At 43.1% G+C, this 17,188-nt stretch carries 21 protein-coding genes; 10 read left to right on the top strand and 11 right to left on the bottom strand.

Annotated elements, in window-relative coordinates; all coding sequences use genetic code 11:
- Positions 1–76: 76 nt before the first annotated feature.
- Positions 77–760 (bottom strand): DUF421 domain-containing protein, encoded by a 684-nt coding sequence (locus tag BLS23_RS19490; RefSeq protein ID WP_482183497.1) that lies wholly within the window; start codon positions 758–760, stop codon positions 77–79.
- 182 nt (positions 761–942) lie between these two features.
- Between BLS23_RS19490 and BLS23_RS19485 the strand changes: the two genes are divergently transcribed.
- The 8 genes from BLS23_RS19485 to BLS23_RS19450 all read left to right on the top strand — a co-directional run bounded on the left by BLS23_RS19485 (position 943) and on the right by BLS23_RS19450 (position 5,354).
- On the top strand, positions 943–1,200 hold the full coding sequence (locus BLS23_RS19485; RefSeq protein WP_089654680.1) for a metal-sensitive transcriptional regulator: 258 nt from the start codon (positions 943–945) through the stop codon (positions 1,198–1,200).
- A gap of 59 nt (positions 1,201–1,259) precedes the next feature.
- On the top strand, positions 1,260–1,739 hold the full coding sequence (locus BLS23_RS19480; RefSeq protein ID WP_089654679.1) for a DsrE/DsrF/DrsH-like family protein: 480 nt from the start codon (positions 1,260–1,262) through the stop codon (positions 1,737–1,739).
- 16 nt (positions 1,740–1,755) lie between these two features.
- Entirely contained in the window at positions 1,756–2,052 is a 297-nt protein-coding gene (locus tag BLS23_RS19475; protein WP_089654678.1) for a rhodanese-like domain-containing protein, read from the top strand.
- Between the two features lie 34 nt (positions 2,053–2,086).
- Positions 2,087–2,650, top strand: coding sequence for a sulfurtransferase TusA family protein (locus tag BLS23_RS19470; RefSeq protein ID WP_089654677.1), 564 nt, complete (start codon positions 2,087–2,089; stop codon positions 2,648–2,650).
- Positions 2,651–2,694: 44 nt separating this feature from the next.
- Entirely contained in the window at positions 2,695–3,825 is a 1,131-nt protein-coding gene (locus BLS23_RS19465) for an MBL fold metallo-hydrolase (RefSeq protein WP_089654676.1), read from the top strand.
- A gap of 67 nt (positions 3,826–3,892) precedes the next feature.
- Positions 3,893–4,123 (top strand): sulfurtransferase TusA family protein, encoded by a 231-nt coding sequence (locus BLS23_RS19460; RefSeq protein WP_089654675.1) that lies wholly within the window; start codon positions 3,893–3,895, stop codon positions 4,121–4,123.
- A gap of 78 nt (positions 4,124–4,201) precedes the next feature.
- Positions 4,202–4,978 (top strand): sulfite exporter TauE/SafE family protein, encoded by a 777-nt coding sequence (locus tag BLS23_RS19455; RefSeq protein WP_089654674.1) that lies wholly within the window; start codon positions 4,202–4,204, stop codon positions 4,976–4,978.
- A gap of 190 nt (positions 4,979–5,168) precedes the next feature.
- On the top strand, positions 5,169–5,354 hold the full coding sequence (locus BLS23_RS19450) for a hypothetical protein (RefSeq protein ID WP_089654673.1): 186 nt from the start codon (positions 5,169–5,171) through the stop codon (positions 5,352–5,354).
- 94 nt (positions 5,355–5,448) lie between these two features.
- On the opposite strand, the gene BLS23_RS19445 is transcribed toward BLS23_RS19450, so the two are convergent.
- Complete coding sequence (locus BLS23_RS19445; RefSeq protein WP_089654672.1) at positions 5,449–7,365, bottom strand: LTA synthase family protein; 1,917 nt, start codon at positions 7,363–7,365, stop codon at positions 5,449–5,451.
- Between the two features lie 256 nt (positions 7,366–7,621).
- Here BLS23_RS19445 and BLS23_RS19440 point away from each other — a divergent pair, with 256 nt between their 5' ends.
- Positions 7,622–8,194: a biotin transporter BioY gene (locus BLS23_RS19440; protein ID WP_089654671.1), complete on the top strand. Its 573-nt coding sequence runs from the start codon at positions 7,622–7,624 to the stop codon at positions 8,192–8,194.
- 162 nt (positions 8,195–8,356) lie between these two features.
- Here the strand turns inward: BLS23_RS19440 and BLS23_RS19435 are convergent, their stop codons facing one another.
- The 7 genes from BLS23_RS19435 to BLS23_RS19405 all read right to left on the bottom strand — a co-directional run bounded on the left by BLS23_RS19435 (position 8,357) and on the right by BLS23_RS19405 (position 14,424).
- The gene (locus BLS23_RS19435) at positions 8,357–10,015 is read right to left on the bottom strand and encodes a b(o/a)3-type cytochrome-c oxidase subunit 1 (protein ID WP_089654670.1); all 1,659 of its coding nucleotides are present in this window, start codon (positions 10,013–10,015) and stop codon (positions 8,357–8,359) included.
- Positions 10,012–10,485, bottom strand: a complete 474-nt coding sequence (locus BLS23_RS19430) for a cytochrome c oxidase subunit II (RefSeq protein ID WP_089654669.1) — start codon at positions 10,483–10,485, stop codon at positions 10,012–10,014. The genes BLS23_RS19435 and BLS23_RS19430 overlap by 4 nt, the downstream gene beginning before the upstream one ends.
- Before the next feature lie 12 nt (positions 10,486–10,497).
- Positions 10,498–10,617: a cytochrome C oxidase subunit II gene (locus tag BLS23_RS19425; protein ID WP_089654707.1), complete on the bottom strand. Its 120-nt coding sequence runs from the start codon at positions 10,615–10,617 to the stop codon at positions 10,498–10,500.
- Positions 10,618–11,408: 791 nt separating this feature from the next.
- Positions 11,409–12,746, bottom strand: coding sequence for a PAS domain-containing sensor histidine kinase (locus BLS23_RS19420; protein WP_089654668.1), 1,338 nt, complete (start codon positions 12,744–12,746; stop codon positions 11,409–11,411).
- Positions 12,743–13,174, bottom strand: coding sequence for a GAF domain-containing protein (locus BLS23_RS19415; protein ID WP_167356125.1), 432 nt, complete (start codon positions 13,172–13,174; stop codon positions 12,743–12,745). The genes BLS23_RS19420 and BLS23_RS19415 overlap by 4 nt, the downstream gene beginning before the upstream one ends.
- Positions 13,175–13,187: 13 nt before the next feature.
- Positions 13,188–13,844: a response regulator transcription factor gene (locus BLS23_RS19410; protein WP_089654666.1), complete on the bottom strand. Its 657-nt coding sequence runs from the start codon at positions 13,842–13,844 to the stop codon at positions 13,188–13,190.
- On the bottom strand, positions 13,822–14,424 hold the full coding sequence (locus BLS23_RS19405; RefSeq protein WP_089654665.1) for a sensor histidine kinase: 603 nt from the start codon (positions 14,422–14,424) through the stop codon (positions 13,822–13,824). The genes BLS23_RS19410 and BLS23_RS19405 overlap by 23 nt, the downstream gene beginning before the upstream one ends.
- 143 nt (positions 14,425–14,567) lie before the next feature.
- Here BLS23_RS19405 and BLS23_RS19400 point away from each other — a divergent pair, with 143 nt between their 5' ends.
- Positions 14,568–14,816, top strand: coding sequence for a DNA alkylation repair protein (locus BLS23_RS19400; RefSeq protein ID WP_089654664.1), 249 nt, complete (start codon positions 14,568–14,570; stop codon positions 14,814–14,816).
- 28 nt (positions 14,817–14,844) lie between these two features.
- On the opposite strand, the gene BLS23_RS19395 is transcribed toward BLS23_RS19400, so the two are convergent.
- Together BLS23_RS19395 and BLS23_RS19390 are read right to left on the bottom strand one after the other, a co-directional pair.
- Positions 14,845–16,203 (bottom strand): hypothetical protein, encoded by a 1,359-nt coding sequence (locus BLS23_RS19395; protein ID WP_089654663.1) that lies wholly within the window; start codon positions 16,201–16,203, stop codon positions 14,845–14,847.
- Positions 16,203–16,895 carry an ABC transporter ATP-binding protein gene (locus BLS23_RS19390; protein WP_089654662.1) on the bottom strand — a complete coding sequence of 231 codons (693 nt, stop codon included), beginning with the start codon at positions 16,893–16,895 and terminating at the stop codon, positions 16,203–16,205. The genes BLS23_RS19395 and BLS23_RS19390 overlap by 1 nt, the downstream gene beginning before the upstream one ends.
- Positions 16,896–17,188 lie beyond the last annotated feature (293 nt).

Genomic DNA, 17,188 nt, shown 5'->3' with positions numbered 1-17,188 from the left:
TTAGCGGCTCTTTTAATTTTAAATGGCCGTTATTTTTTCAATTACGTATATCGTTTAACTTCTTATTAAAAAAACATCAATGTTCAATGGGCGGTAAAGAATCTATTTTTCTCCCTTTTAATGAAAAGTGGAATTCCCCCTGGCTGGTAAGCGCACCATAAAAGACATCAGAGACGTCATAGGTACCCAGGTTGGTACGTAACCACTCTATGTCCCGACCTGCGCGTGTTAAAAGATCTGGCTGCAGCTGACCGTCCAGAATGAGGGGAATGTCATAACCCCCACCCCTATATGGAAGCCCCATATCTTCACGAGTAACGGCTTCCTTCGCGTTTTTCAGTTTAACGGATAATTGACCATTCGGTTCGATGATGCCAAGTGCAACACTTTCGAGCTCAAAAACCTTCTGTTCTCTCAGCATGTGTGTAATATTATCAAGGGAATAATGGATGCGGGAGATGTTCTCTTCAACCATTTCCCCCTCAAAAATAACAATCGTCGGCTCAAACGTCAGGACCTTTCCGATCTTCCGGTTTCTTAACTTCAACCATACGATGAACTTTTGTAAAAGCGCAATAACAATAATCGCCGTTACAGTATGTATATGATTAATTTTTGGATCGGCAATATCTGCTCCAACAACAGAACCTAGAACGAGCACAACTAAAAAATCGAAGACCGGCAATTCTCCGATTGATCTTTTCCCCATAAATAAGCCTACCCCCAGGAGTAATGGCAAGATTGTAAAAATCCTCCCCATTACTTTCAGTGTGTCCATCCATACTTCCATTCCCATCACCTCTCCCTTAGCTTTGCACGGAGCATCATCCATTATCCAAAAAAATACGTGTTGGGATGTTGACATTATACCTTATGGGGTATATGATTAGTCATGTACTGTTCAACAGCGACAGAAAAAACTTCACAAGGGAGGTCAATTCGATGGAATACAACGACGCAATGAAAAACAGAATCAAACGTCTAGAAGGTCAGTTGCGAGGCGTTTTGAAAATGATGGAAGAAAATAAAGACTGCAAAGATGTCATTACGCAGCTTTCCGCTTCTAGAAGTGCGATTGACCGTGCGATCGGGCTTGTGGTAAGCTCCAACCTTGTGGAGTGCATCCAGGACGATGACGATCAAGAAAACAAAGAAGCTTCGATCAACGAAGCTGTTCAGTTGCTTGTCAAAAGCAGATAAATTTTTTTACAATGAATTATACCCATACACGTATAACTATATTATTAGGAGGATGAAAAATGTCTGAAACAAAAAAGACGAATATTATTTTATTCAGCGGGGATTATGATAAAGCAATGGCTGCTTACATCATTGCTAACGGAGCAGCTGCATATGATCACGAAGTTACGATTTTCCACACATTCTGGGGGCTTAACGCCCTACGTAAGGATGAAAACATCCAAGTGAAGAAAGGCTTCATGGAAAAAATGTTCGGCAAAATGATGCCGCGTGGAGCAGATAAGATGGGCATTTCCAAAATGAATTTCGCAGGATTCGGTCCTAAGATGATCAAAGACGTCATGAAAAAGCACAATGCGATGCCATTGCCGGATCTTATTGAAATGGCTCAAGAACAGGATATCAATTTGGTTGCATGTACCATGACGATGGATCTTCTAGGATTGCAAAAAGAAGAATTACTTGATGACATTCAATACGCAGGCGTTGCTGCTTATCTTGCAGATGCAGAAGATGGCAATGTTAACCTGTTTATCTAATTAGGAGGTATCATTTATGAAAACAATGACAGCAAAAGAAGTAGAACAACAACTATCTGAAGGTAAAAAGTTAAACATTATCGATGTCCGCGAAGATGAAGAAGTTACAGAAGGAATGATTCCTGGTGCGAAACACATCGCTTTAGGTACTGTCGAAGAGCGCGCAGATGAATTGGATAAGGATAAATCTTATATTATGGTTTGCCGTTCTGGTGGTCGCAGTGGCCGTGCTTCTCAAATCCTTGAGGAAAAAGGATACGATGTGACGAATATGGAAGGCGGCATGATGAGCTGGGAAGGTCCAACGAAATAAATCCCCCTTATAAGGGTAGAGGAGGAATGTAAGAATGGAACTGAAAACAGATCTTACGTTAGATGCCAAAGGATTAGCATGTCCGATGCCGATTGTGAAGACAAAGAAAACAATGAAGGACATCGAAGCTGGTCAAGTCCTTGAAATTCAAGCTACAGACAAAGGGTCGAAAGCGGACCTTGAAGCATGGGCGAAAAGTGCAGGTCATCAGTACTTGGGTACGATCGAAGAAGGAGACGTACTCAAGCATTATGTCCGCAAATCAAGCGGTGAAGAAGAACAAGAGAAAAAGCACCCGAATGTCGTAAACAACGAAGACTTGGATGCTCTTCGCAAAAACGATGACGTCCTTGTATTAGATGTACGCGAATCTGCTGAATATGCTTTTGAGCATATCCCTGAAGCAGCGTCTATTCCACTTGGTGAACTTGATGAACGTGCAGATGAACTGGATCGTTCGAAAAACGTTTATATCGTATGTCGAACAGGAAGCCGTAGTGATCTTGCTGCACAGAAGCTTACAGAAAAAGGTTTTGAGAATGTTTATAATGTCGTTCCAGGCATGAGTGGCTGGAATGGAGAAACGACAAAGCTTTAATTCTATATTTTTTTACTAAAATTAATACCCTAGGAGGTAATAAGATGACTGTTAAAAACATGACGGTAAAAGAAATTACTAATAAAGTGTTGAATAATGAAGAACTATTCCTTCTTGATGTACGAACAGAAGATGCGTATCAGGACTGGAAAATCGAAGGCGAAAACTTTGCTTACTTGAACATTCCTTATTTCGATCTCCTTGATGGTGTCGAGGAAATCGTAGATCAGCTGCCAAAAGACAAAGAGATTGCGGTTGTTTGTGCCAAAGGCGGCTCTTCTCAAATGGTTGCTGAAATGCTTGTGGAAGAAGGATTCGAAAATGTTTACTCCGTAGAAGGCGGCATGAAAGCCTGGAGTGAGCACTTGGAGCCGATTAAAGTCAATGACTTGAAAGATGGCGGCGAGCTTTATCAGTTCGTACGTATCGGTAAAGGCTGTCTTTCCTACATGGTCGTATCTAACGGAGAAGCAGCAATCATCGACTCTACTAGAATGACAGATGTTTATGTTGATTTTGCTAAAGAACTTGGTGTAAAAATCACGAACGTTTTTGATACGCACTTGCACGCCGACCACATTTCCGGGGGACGCAAAATCGCTGAACAAACAGGTGCCAAGTACTGGCTGCCTCCAGAAGATGCTGGTGAAGTGACATTCGATTACCAACCACTTCGCGATGGTGACCATGTCACTGTAGGAAATACAAACATTGATATTCATGCGTTGTATTCTCCTGGCCACACGAAAGGATCTACTTCTTTCGTCGTTGATGATCAATACTTGATGACAGGTGACATTCTGTTCATCGACTCTATCGGACGTCCGGACCTTGCTGGTAAAGCAGATGACTGGGTCATGGATCTGAGAGAAACCCTTTATACACGATATAAAGAGCTTTCTGACGAGCTAATCGTCCTTCCGGCTCACTTCATGATCATGGATGAGTTGAACGAAGACGGTACCGTCGCTGAAAAACTAGGTACCCTATTTGAAAAGAACCATGGCTTGAACATCGATGATCAAGATGAGTTCAGAAAAATGGTGACAGAAAACCTGCCACCTCAACCGAACGCTTATCAGGAAATCCGTGAAACAAACATGGGTAAAATCAGCCCGGACAATGAAGAACAGCGTGAAATGGAAATCGGCCCGAACCGTTGTGCTGTAAGATAAAAACTCTTGAGCCCGGGGAAGCCGGGCTCACCCTAATCAATCATTAAACATTTGGAGGTATTCAATTATGAACGTAACAAAAACACTTGATGCAACAGGACTAGCTTGCCCAATGCCAATCGTGAAAACAAAGAAAGCAATGAAAGACATCGAAGCTGGAGAAGTACTTGAAATCCATGCAACAGATCAAGGAGCAAAAGCAGACTTGACTGCATGGGCGAAGTCCGGTGGTCATGAACTTCTACAAACAGAAGAAGACAACGGCGTATTCAAGTTCTGGATTAAAAAGGGAGAATAATCAGGAATCACCTGATTGAATCATTATGGAATAAAGGGAACCTGCAACGGTTCCCTTTTTTATAGGAGGTAAACAACTATGGAATTCGGATTAATCATCACGATCTTTCTTATCGGCTTCATAGGTTCTTATATATCCGGAATGCTCGGGATCGGCGGGTCCATCATCAAATATCCAATGCTGCTTTATATTCCGCCGCTCGTTGGTTTTACAGCTTTTACTGCCCATGAAGTATCCGGCATCAGTGCCGTACAGGTCTTTTTCGCCACCATCGGTGGTGTTTGGGCCTACCGCAAAGGCGGTTACCTTAACAAAACACTCATTTTATATATGGGTGTCAGTATTTTGATTGGTAGCTTCATTGGAGGATATGGATCAAGGTTTATGGCTGAAGACGGCATCAATATTGTTTACGGTGTCCTTGCTTTAATTGCGACAGTCATGATGTTCGTACCGAAAAAAGGTATTGATGACAAACCATTGGATGAGGTCACCTTTAACAAACCTTTAGCTGCCATTCTCGCACTTATCGTGGGAGTGGGAGCAGGGATTGTTGGTGCCGCAGGTGCTTTCTTATTGGTACCGATTATGCTTGTTGTGCTTAAGATCCCGACACGGATGACGATTGCATCTTCTCTTGCTATTACGTTGATTTCATCCATCGGAGCGACTGTCGGAAAAGTGACAACAGGTCAGGTTGAATACTTTCCAGCAGCAATCATGGTTGTGGCAAGTTTAATTGCTGCACCACTGGGCGCAATGGCCGGCAAGAAAGTGAACACAAAGGTTCTACAGACCATCCTCGCCCTATTGATCTTAGGAACGACGATCAAGGTATGGATGGATATCTTCTAATACTGAGCATAATACAAAAAGAGCAGGACTCTACAGGGTCTCTGCTCTTTTTATATGCTCATGGCTCGCTCATTTCCCTACTGTCTATCCATACGCTTGCTTTTTCATCGATTTCCACGCCTAAACTATTCCATAAAATGGATTAAATAACAGCGGACGGGGTATTGAACAAAAAGATAGGAGGAAATAAATGAGCTCAAAATGGAAGGTATTGATATTCATCATTGCAGGTCTAATTTTAGCAGGCTTTTTCATTTACGACTTCATAGCCGGGGATATTGGCTACAGAACAGGAAAACTAGCCGTCGTCATCTTCTTTGTCATTTACATCCTTTACACGTTTTTCTCTAAGAATAAGGACAGTAAACTTGATTAGACCCGCCTTGTCTTAAGGGGCTTTCACCCATAAAAAACTGTAGATATCGCCTCATAAAAAACCCTCTCTCCTTCTAAAGGAGAGAGGGTTACAATTATTGTTCTTGTTTATTTTGGTTCGGTTCATTGCTCTCGCTTTGGACCATCTCGGTTTCATCCAGGTAGCGCAGCAAGTCACCATAGATGATTGAATCAGACATCTCCAATTCCTCTTGAGCCTTCTCGAACCCTTCATTACAAAGGTCAGCTTCCAGCTCTTCCCCTGTCTCACGATCATAGCAGGTTCCTTGAATACCAACATATTCTTCACTGGCAAAGTTACCATCACGGGTAATCATCAATTGACGACGATCTTTATCAAGCAGGTCGTGCCCGAATTGAATCGGATTATCATCTTGAATTCCCAACAAGTTCGTCAATGTTGGACGAAGGTCGACTTGACCACCAACGGTATGGTTTTTCTCAGCGTCAATTCCTTTTCCGTAAATCAACATTGGAACACGCTGCAACTGGAACTGCTCAAACTCATTTATTTCTTTATCTAAATACTCGCCCATCGCTTCTTGGTGGTTTTCAGAAATTCCGAAGTGATCACCATAAATGACAAGAATCGTATCATCATAAAGCTCTGAATTCTTGAAGTCTTCAACGAATTTCTTCAGTGCTTCATCCTGATAACGGATCGTTTGGAAGTAACGGTTCAACGTACCACTGCCCGTCTCCCCTTCTTCGATGAACTTTTGCTCTTCAGGAAGTGTGAATGGATAGTGGTTCGTCAACGTAATCAACTTCGAGTAGAAAGGTTTGTCCATTTCTTTCATCATGTTCAATGAATCTTCGAAGAAATATTCATCAAGATAACCCCAGCCATGAGATTTTTCCGGAGTTACAGTGTAATCTTCTTTGGAAAAGAATTCGTCATAGCCTAGAGAGTCATACATTACATTTCGGTTCCAGAATGTTTTATCATTCGCGTGCATGGAGTTGGTAAAATAGCCATTTTCTCCAAGTAAACCCGGCAATCCTTCGTATTCATTCGATGAATGAGTAAAGAAAACAGCGCCACGGTTCAATGGATACATGGAGTTCGCAAGTAAAAACTCAGAGTCTGACGTACGTCCCTGCTTTACTTGGTGATAGAAATTATCAAAGTAAATGCCTTCTTCTTTCAAATCATTAAAATAAGGAGTCAACTCTTCACCGTGCAACGTGTTGTCGACAACGAATGTCTGTGTACTTTCAAGAGAAAGCATGATCACGTTTTTACCTTCTGCGACACCTTCTAAACGATCGCTGTCTTCAGATTTATTTTCGTTCAAGTAGTTGATGACCGGTACAAGTTCGTTACTGTCCGCCAGCGTCTTTTTCATTTCGGTTTTCCCTTGCAACACTACATCATAGACATGGTAATTGATGACACCGATATACTTAACGAGCATGTTACGGTCGAACGTACGCTCTAAAAGGTCCGTACGTTCTTGTTCTGCCCACTGCAAGTTGATCATGAACAAAGGAATAGCAACGATGGCAAGAACGATTCCTTCTCTGCGCTTCGGCTTGAAAGCCTGGAAACGTGAAGGTTTCAAATAGAATAATAGAAAAGCTGCAATGAGAACATCCACAAACAACAAGGCATCAACAGGACTCATAATCGTCGTGATACTGCCTCCGAGGTCCGCGAGGTTCGCCACCTGGTTTAACATCGGGATCGTTATAAAATCGTTATATTCTCTATAAAAGAGAACATTTACGTATAAAAGAATGGAACCTAAGATATAGGAAACGAACATTCCCCGACGTCCGACAAGCAAGATCCCCAATCCGAAGATGAGAAAAATACTGCTCAGTGGATTAAATGCCAGAATGTTTGCTTCATTGGTATTTTCCACATTCAGTGAAAAAATGCTTGTCTGTATATAGTTCATTTTCAACCAAAAAAGTCCGATAACAAATAGGTAGACTAGTAGTTTTAAACCAGTTTTTTTATTTATATATTTATTGTTTGTAAACATTGTAAAACCTCCGTTAATTTTACATTACCCTATTCTACCTCATATCAAATCTTTTTTGTACCATCTTATAGATTGTTTAAAAACTCTGACACATTTGCACCGTTGATATCAATGCTTAGTTACAAAAAAATGAAGCTCAATACCTATTCTTCCGCCATTTTTCCTATATAAGGAAAAATGTTATGAATCTCTTAACGCATTCCCCTCGTTTTATGTTAACTTATATTTATAAATGGTTAACAAAGGAGTGTGAAGTATGTCGCCACAAAGTAAAAAATTAAGATTCATTGTAAACGGAGCATTGTTTGCCGCACTGACAGCAATTATGGCTCAAATCGAAATCCCACTTCCCATTGTACCCATCAGTGGACAAACTTTAGCCGTTGGCCTCACAGCTACTATTCTAGGAAGCAGACAGGGAGCTGTTGCGATGGTTGGTTATGCGGCTTTAGGGGCTGTTGGACTCCCTGTTTTCGCGGGGTTCAGCGGGGGAGCTCAAGTTTTGGCAGGACCGACCGGAGGTTACATATTCGGCTTCATTTTAACAGCATTCATCACAGGATATATTTTAGAGAAGACGTCCTTTAACTTACCCATGGCGATTGTTGCGAATGTGACAGGTATGATCATTACATTGCTTTGTGGAACGATTCAGTTGAAGTTTGTTCTCGATATGACTTGGAACCAGGCCCTTGCCGCTGGCGTCTATCCTTTTATCGCGGTGGGACTCATTAAAGCTTTTCTTGCAAGCTGGATTGGGATTATCGTCAGAAAACGACTGATTCAGGCAAGATATATTAAAGAAGATACGCAACCAGCAGCCTCGTAATCTCTTATTTCCTGGGAAATGAAAAGGACGCCGTGATTAGACACGACGTTCTTTTCTTATTCTTCCGTTTGTAAATCTACGAGAATGGTACTAACAATAATGAATAGCGGAATGCACGCGACTGTGAATGCAAATGCGAATGACATATTGTTACCTCCTCTCCTACCAGGTTTGGAACCTTCCTGAACCCGGTGGTGCATGTTGGATGAGATCTGCTAAAGGAATCGTGTAAGCAACAGCGATGAGTACAAAGGCGATGCCGATCCAAAGCTTCCAATTTTCCAAAAATCTTGGCGTAGCAGAAGCATCACTGGGTGCGATCGGAAACGATTCTGCTTGATGAACGTCAGCTTTAGGCGCCATCCACCACAATTGGATGACAATGAATATTAGTAATGAGGCCGACAAAAAGAGAATAGATCCACCGACAGCCATCGTCACATGATTGGATAAAACTCCATCAAACCACGCGAGCGCATCATCATGCGCATATCCTGTATAGGCCGTACGTCTCGGCGCTCCCATCAACCCCAATACATGCTGGGCCGTACTCATGAGAAGCATCCCCACCGACCATGAAATGATTTGAATAAAGGCGAGCTTTTGCAGGGCCTTTGTAAAACGTCGTCCGGTCAAGTAAGGGATCAACCAAAACGTGAGACCGAAGAAAGTCATGGCTACGGGTGTTCCGACCGTAATATGAAAGTGTCCCACGACCCATAGCGTGTTGTGGATCACTTCATTCATTTGGAAACTTGCATTAATAATTCCACCTGCTCCTCCAGGGATGAAGAAAGCCATGGCGATAAAGATAGAAGTAAATCGAACATCCTTCCACGGTAACTTCCGGAACCAGCCGAACAAACCTTTCCCTCCAAGTTCCCTGCCCCGCAACTCAAACGTGGCAAACATAGAGAAAGCTGTCATCAGAGAAGGAATGATGACCATAAACGTCAACACCGTTTGGAGAAACTTCCAGAAGCTTGCGATCCCGGGCTCTGTCAACTGATGGTGGAAACCGACAGGAATCGAGAAAAGGATAAACAATACGAACGATAACCTCGCAAGCGAATCACTGAAAACTTTTGTTCCAAGAATTTTCGGTACGATCACATACCACGCCATATACGCTGGCAGTAACCAAAAGTACACGAGCGGGTGACCAAAATACCAGAACAATGAACGGCTCAATTCCACGTTGATTCCGTCCACCATACCGAATGCCCAAGGAATGAATTGAAACAGAACAGCTGCTACAACACCAAGACAGGCGATGACCCATAGAATAATAGTTGCCACCGTCATGAAAGCAAATAACGGACTGAGCTCTCCTTTATGCTGTTTTCGCCATAGCTGATAATGACCAACTAAGGCAAAGCCTTGAATCCATGTACCGATGACAAATAAGGCGAGGCCTACATAAAACAGTCCGTGAGCCTGTAAAGGAGCATAAAAGGTATAAAGGACAGAAGCCTGACCTCCGATCACCATGATGACAACCAAAAGAGTACCTAAAGAAGTAACAATAAATCCGATCCAGTTCCATAAAAGGACTTTAGGACCGAACGACCCAAGCGTCCGACTCATCCCTGCCTGGAAAAATGCAAAAATGAAAAATGTCGTGAAGACGATCGCAAGCAGTAAACCGTGAGCCGTTAATACTTGGTAATAATCCAACCACCCAGGTAATGTAAGAGCATCATTCCTTATAAACACCTGCAGCAAACCACAAAGTGTTCCTATTAAGAAAGCCGCGTAAGCAAAACCTAAGTTCGCCAGGGCAAGTTTCCGTTCTCCCTTTGCTATTTGTCCGATCATCATTGTTCAACCACCTCGATTTCTGTACTCATAAAATGGTGGCCGGATCCACAATACTCATTACAAATGACCAGATACGTACCAGGCTCTTGGAACGTATGCTTTTTATGGTTGATTTCCCCCGGCACAACCATCATGTTCACGTTTGTCCCTACGATAGAAAAACTGTGAACGACATCTGAACTTGTAACAGTAAACATGATCTCTTTTCCAGCAGGTACTTGGATTTTTCCAGGATCGTACCCAAAAGCTTTGCCCACCATGACCACTTCATAGGTGCCATCTTCTTTTTCGTGCACCCCTGGTTGATCGAAAGGAGCCGTTTCAGACACCTTTTCAGGATCGATTTTCTTATGCCCTCCTGATGGTGTATGTCCTTGATGAAAGGCACTGACGCCAACGACGGATAAAAAGATGATTAATGCCATAATTCCGAAAATAAGCCATATTTTTTCATACTTGTGTAAATGCATGCCTTTCCCCTCCTATAACCGTTGGATATATAAAAAGTAAATACTCACCCACATGATTATGATGATGGCCCCAACGGCCAGAACACTCACAAGGGTCCCCTTCAAATCTGTTTGATCCTCCTGTTTCTTCATAACCATTCCGCCCCCTCTTCCCTTCATTTGATCTACTTTTATTGTATCGAGCGCAAGGGAAATAAAATATTGGGGAATCCCCTCATCTTAAAAAGCGAAATCCCCTATTCCGTTTTTTAAGCTCAATAAAATCACCCAACACTCTTATTCAACAAACGCTCCCGTTTGTGAAAGACTCAGTTTCGAGACTTATGTGTGAGTTTAGGGGCTACGGGAAAAGGTTCGCTTTCCATGGGGCGGGCGGTGAGCCTCCTCAGGCTACGCCTTCCGGGGTCTCACCTGTCCCACACGTCCCATAGGAGTCTCACCGTTTCCCTCCGCCCCTTTGCCATATAAGTGTCTCGAAACCACTTCCAGAATATGCTGCTTTTATGCACAGATTTAATGGAGGGTACGAACTTGCAGACACTCTATTCTGGGTGCGGAAAGCTTGTTATGTAGCGCTTTATGCATATAACACAAGGATAGTGGAAGACCCCCCACACAGTAGCGGGGTTCGTTTCTCACCTTCATGGAATGGGGTGGTTGGGAAGCTGCGAGACTCCCGCGGGAATGGATTGACTGGCGAGACCCCACAGTGCGAAGCACGAGGAGGCTTGCCGTCATCCCCGCAGGAAAGCGAGCTGCTTCCCAAACACCCCTAACACTCAACACCGTAAACGAACCCCAAGAACATCTTGAAACCGAGTCTTCAACAATCCTGCCAAAAAGTTGAATAACTATTCTAAAATGACCAGTATTTCGAAAAAAATTGAAAGAATATAGCATAAAAAAAGAAGTCTGATTTATTCTCAGACTTCTAAGGGGATCTTCACATAGATTGTAGTTCCTTTGTTTTCGGCTGATCTGATGGAGAGTGCGCCACCTACGGCACGGGCCCTTTCTTCCATACTGAACAATCCTACGCCTTTATTGGAACGAGCAACGGAGAAACCGTTTCCTTCATCGGAGATCTCAATAAATAGAACGCTCTCTTCTTCTTTTATCAGAACCTTCGCTTCCTCCACATCCGCGTATTTCCTTACATTAGTCAGCGCTTCCTGGATGATTCGGTAAATGCTTGTTTCGACATCAGGGGACAAGCGGCAACGGACGTCTGATTGAAAAGCCACATTCAATCCATATGATTTTTCTAATCGATTAATGAACGAGCGTACCGCAGGCATCAGTCCTAGTTCATCCAATGCGGAGGGCCTGAGTTCCCAGGACATATCCCTTACACTTTGAATCAAGTGGCTGATGTCTGTGGTCATTTGGTCAATCAATGGGTGCGTGAATTCTTTTTCCAGCCTTTGAACGGTAATGAGCAGGCTGTATAACTCCTGGCCGATACCGTCATGCAGTTCTCTCGATACATGTTTCCGCTCATTTTCCTGTACATCAATGATCCTTGTCATCATATGTTGGAGCTCTTGTTCCACACGCTTCCGTTCCGTGATTTCATTTCGTATGGCTAAATATTGATAGGGCTTTCCATTTTCGTCTAGAAAAGGGACAATCGTTGTATCGACCCAATAAAAGGATCCATCCTTTGCTTTGTTTCGGATCTCTCCTTTCCATACATGGCCGGTGCCAATGGTACGCCACAGCTCCTTGAAAAATTCTTTCGAATGGTATCCGGAATTTAATAAACGGTGATCCTGACCAATCAATTCCTCAACCTCGTACTTCGATATCTCTGAAAATTTTTTGTTTACATACCTTATTCTTCCCCTCTTATCTGTTAGAGCAACAATGGAAGATTCATCCAACGCATACTTAATATCCAACAGTTCTTTGAATGGTTCATAACTTTCACGATCAAGGGTACTTCTTTCCGCAAGATTTTGAATCGTAATATAAAAGTACCGGGTATCAGAGAAGACCGAATCGTGAACAACTAAGATAACCGGCGAGGGGTTCTCCCCCTGTGGGGTAATGTAATGCTCCAGAAGGACGCCTTTTTCACAGTTATGTAGATCGTCGAGGGACAAGTGAAGAAACAAATCTCCCAGCTCCGCTTCCTCTCGACTCCGTTGAAATAAGTCCTCAGCCCGACCATTGAAGCACGTAACAACGCCGTCTTCTCTTACAATCAAAAATCCTTCCCTTCGGCCGGGAAGGATAGGTGAAAGCGTTTCTTTTTTCATTCCACCGCCTCCCTTTCTTGAAAATAAGCTTGTATATAAGATGACACCCGGTCACACACCTTCTTGTCTGGCAAAGCATGAGGGGAACGATAAGCAATGAAAACAACAGCCCCGAAAAGAGATGGAGTGATGATCGGTAGCGCTACAAAAGCACGTATTTTTTCAGATAATACAATGGGATACTCCCTGAGCGGCAACGGTAAGTCTGCAACATTTTCACACCTGAAAGCTGTCCCTGTTTGCAGGACTCTGCCTGCTACCCCTTTTCCGTACATGACATTCATTCGCTTATACCGTTCATTCAGCGGGCGATCAGCATATGTCCACCTGACCCCCTGGGATGGGGAATGATACTCCGCAATGGCAACTAAGGATGCCTCTGTTTCTGCTGCAACTTTTGTACAAAGTTCTTCTAACGATCGCCTCACACGTTCATCCCCTTTATAGAGAATATCCAAGCAATCCTTTCTTCCAGGCATACTCTACTAGTTCAGGCCGGGTCTTGAGCTGTAATTTTTCCATTACATGCGCCTTATGAGCTTCGACCGTTTTGACACTAATGACTAGTTTTTCAGCAATATCTTTATTGGCGAATCCTTTCGCGACAAGGGCCAACACTTCCCGTTCCCTGTCCGTCAGCAAACGATAAGAGTCCGACGTCGTACCGTTTTTCAGTTTGTTCATGTAGTCTTCCATCAACCGTTTCGTCGCTGATGGATACAGGTAAGCATCGCCCTCCGCTACTTGACGAATGGCTTTTAAAAGCTCTTCATGAGGAGCATTCTTTAAAATACACCCGGATGCACCAAGTTCAATCGCCCGAAACAAATACTCTTCATCATCATGCATCGTCAAAATAAGGATGTGCGTATCAGGGAATTGTTTCTTTATTTCTGATGTCGCTGATAGCCCGTCTTTTCCGTGCGGCATCGACAAATCCATTAAGACGACGTTCGGACGCTTTTCCTCTACTTGAGCAAAAGCTTCATCCCCTTCTGAGGCTTCACCTGCGACTTCAAAATCATCCACCGCATTCAAGAGCATCCGTAATCCAGAACGGACGACGGCGTGGTCATCAACGATCACAATGGAAATCATCCTTATTCCCCCTCTTCTTGAAATAGATCCAAAACCACTGCCCTGACCTCTGTTCGATTTTTAATTCCATACCTGTTCTTTTCTGTATAAGACAAAGAAAACCCTTTTCATCCACATCGATCTGTTCATGTGGGGAAAGGAAACGAAACGTTACAGAATCCTCTTCCATATGGATGTCGATTGCATCGGTATCTGCATTCTCAACGATCATGAGGATGGTTTGTTGAATCAACCGGAATAGAATCCGTTGATCTATAGAAAGTGATTCTCTTTCGGTCAAAAGGCTTACAGTTACGCCAAATCGATGTTCTATTTCTTTACCAAATTGCCTTATGGCAGGAACCACCCCTCTTTTAGCAAGGGATAGGGGAGTGGACTCATTCGATTTACTTCTCATATCATCAATAATATGAGTCAACAAAAGAGCAGATTTTGATGAGCCTCCTTCCTGGTCCATTTGATGGAGCAGCCCTGTCAAAAGGTGACTATACCTTTCATGAAGATCATAAGATAAATCATGTAACATTGTTTCATACATTTGGATGATTTCATCCGCTGGAAGTTTCATTGTCTCCTTCATCCTATTCCACCTCGATCACACGTAATCTTACTATCATCATACCTTCAAAAAGGCAGAACGGATATTAGGGCATTCCCTGATTTTCACGATCCTGTTCATATTTTTCATAAACATGGGAAACGTAAAAATGGAGGTGGACAAACATGCAGCCTTATCTATGTCCCAACTGTAAGACTAATCGCTCCCGTTTTAACTTAATCGAACAAGAAGCGAAAGCTGTCAAAATGAATCCAAGAACAGGTGAACCAGATGAGAGTTACTCATCAGAAAATATGGACCCTTTTCACATGGCCTACAAAGGACCACAAGTAAAAGTCCAATGCGGAGCGTGCGGTTTAATAGAAGATGAAAAATCATTTATCGCCTTCGCTGAGCATAATCGCTTGGATTGATCCTCTGTGATGAACCAGAGGGTCTTTTTTATGAAATCAGCTCTCTCCCGCCCGATCGGCCGAGCTTAAAAACAACAAGTGGAACCGCGAGTAAGAACAAAGGATGATACACCCCAGCACCCAGCAGCATCAAACTTGCCACTCTTCTCCACTCTTCACGGTAGAAATTTTCCTTTTGGACCATCATCAAGCGTTCGTTGATGACTCGGGCAAGATCTACATAAACGAACAAGAGTATTGCGATTAATTGCATCCCAATAGCTCCCAACGATTCACCAAGAACAATTTGAATAGTGACAAAGGAGATGAACACAGGCAGAAACCCGAAATACACCCATTTCAAGTAGCTGCTTTTACAGCTTTCCTCTTCGAGCGGCAGAGAATGAAAAACATTCTCCACATCTGAAAAAAGCCCCCCTGCTACTTCATGATAGACGACAATAGCGATGGGCAGTGTGAACATTAACATCCAATCGACCCTCATCGGAATGACAAGAATAATCAAACAAACCGTCGGAATCGTTTTCCAAATCACATCCGCCGACTTTTGAAAATACCCCGTCCATATCCGTCCATACAGGTGCCGCACAGAATAATGACGTCCTCTCTTCTTTTTCCAAATCGACTTGGTGATCCCGAATCTTTTCGGCGGCTTTATATTCACCTCGGTGAAATACCCGACCAACCACATGTTCCACACACGCGCATCATTTATGTCGATGACTCTCCCCCAGTCCACCTCTTCTTGACGTATGAAAAATACTAAAATCAGTACGGATAAACCTAGGTAGAGGAGCATGACAGGATAGCCAAGGAAAAATAAAAAGGAAAGAGCTGCGCTGAATATGGCAACACTCATTTTATGGACGGAAGACAGCGAAAATAGATTCCACTGCAACCATAAAGATAAAGGATAACTAAAAAGTAGAAGCGATACCCAAAGAGCGGCAGACTCCCACGACATCAAGACAAGCGCAAACGGAAGAGGGACAGCCAGGATGATCAAGAGTTGAACGATGTACTTTTCTAAAAACAAATAGGTGAGAAGTCGCTTTCTTGAGTGAGGCAGAAAACTAAGCTGAAGTTCTGAAGATGTGAAACGAATGCCAGGGTCTGTAAAAGAAGTGACCGCCGCACTAATGATTGCCAAAAAAGGAAGGAAAAAAGCGTAAGGAGCTATGAACGATCCCCTTCCATCAAAAAGAGTAATCAACTCTTGCAGCCAGTCATAACCGATGAACAAACAAAAGATGACGAACAATCCGCTATAAAAAACCATGACGGGATCCACAACCATATGGTAGGTCTGTTTATAAATATCAAACTTCTTCTTCCTTCTTTTCTTTCTCAGCCATTTATACACCGAATATGTCGTCATAGGCTCCATCATGTCGACCTTCTTTCCAACTCGTGAAATTCTGACACATCCCCCGAAGAAGAGACTTTACCCTCAACGAGCATGACATAGCGATCAGCTAGTTCAGAAACCTTCTCCAGTTGGTGTGTAGTCAATACAATACTGGCCCCCTGCACTTTTTTCCTTACTAACTCTTCCTCAAGGAAGCGACCTGCATACACATCCAGTCCCATAAATGGCTCATCAATGAATAAAACAGGGACATCAGGAATGAGAGCACAAATCGTCTGGACTTTCTGCCGCATCCCTTTGGATAGAGCTTCCGGGTATTCATCCAGCTTGTCCTTCAATTCAAACCCTTCGGTATATGTTTTTACTCGGCTGTCAAAAACGCCTTCGTGAACAGAATAACTCTTTTGGTAAAGTTTAAAGTGATGATAGACTGTCAATTCGTTAAACAAAAGCGGCTCTTCCGGTATGTATGTAAAATTCCTTTTGTACGCTTTATATTGCTTTTCCTGGTCATTTCCAGCAATGGATAATGTTCCAGTGATTTTTTCCCGCGAACCGATCATCGTTTTCATCAGTGTTGACTTTCCCGCCCCATTATGACCGACCAATGCCATGATTTCGCTTTTTTTCACATGAAAACTGATATCCCTCAAGATTCTTTCTTTTTGGATATCAACACTGCAATTCTTCACGTCCAATACCACTCCCATGCCGACACCTCCGCCTATTTTGATTTATATACGAGTATGGGCAGGGAATCGTTTCAATTTTTATCCAAATGAGTTCGCTACATGTGGGTATTGATTTATGCTTATTAAACAATATGGCAGGATTGTGTAAGGCTCGATTTCGAGATGTCTCGGGGTTCGTTTGCCGTGTCGATCGTCAGGGGTGGCTGGGAAGCAACTCGCTTTCCTGCGGGGATGACGGCAAGCCTCCTCGTGCTTCGCACTGTGGGGTCTCGCCAGCCAATCCATTCCCGCGGGAGTCTCGCAGCTTCCCA

This window comes from Halobacillus aidingensis, assembly GCF_900104185.1.
In the GTDB taxonomy this organism is placed as follows: domain Bacteria; phylum Bacillota; class Bacilli; order Bacillales; family Halobacillaceae; genus Halobacillus; species Halobacillus aidingensis.
This window is presented reverse-complemented; position numbering and strand designations above follow the sequence as displayed.